At 45.7% G+C, this 593-nt stretch carries 1 protein-coding gene; it reads right to left on the bottom strand.

Features of this window, described 5'->3' with window-relative positions:
* On the bottom strand, positions 1-593 hold a 593-nt coding region (locus H5119_RS20795), incomplete at both ends, for a GTP-binding protein (RefSeq protein ID WP_259399077.1).

The raw sequence follows: 593 nt of genomic DNA on the forward strand, positions 1-593 counted from the left end.
TCGTCAAGAAGCTTACGGAACATTTCAACACCAGTACAAGTAGACTTAGTAGTGTCCTTGATACCAACGATTTCAACTTCGTCATTCACGTTGATGATACCAGCTTCAACACGGCCAGTTACAACTGTACCACGACCCTGGATTGAGAAAACGTCTTCGATAGGCATGATGAAAGGCTTATCGATGTCACGCTCTGGCTCTGGGATGTAAGAATCAAGTGCATTTGCAAGCTCAACAATCTTATCTTCCCACTCTTTCTCGCCTTCTAACGCCTTAAGCGCAGAACCAGCGATTAGAGGTAAGTCATCACCTGGGAAATCGTATTCTGAAAGAAGTTCACGAACTTCCATTTCTACTAGTTCAAGTAGCTCTTCGTCATCAACCATGTCACATTTGTTCATGAATACGATGATGTAAGGAACGCCAACCTGACGAGAAAGAAGGATGTGCTCACGCGTTTGTGGCATAGGGCCATCAGTCGCAGCAACTACTAAGATCGCGCCGTCCATTTGAGCAGCACCAGTGATCATGTTTTTAACATAATCGGCGTGACCAGGACAATCTACGTGCGCGTAGTGGCGTGAAGGAGTATC

The sequence above is a fragment of the Pseudoalteromonas sp. SG45-5 genome (assembly GCF_014164085.1).
Classification (GTDB): Bacteria; Pseudomonadota; Gammaproteobacteria; order Enterobacterales; family Alteromonadaceae; genus Pseudoalteromonas; species Pseudoalteromonas aliena.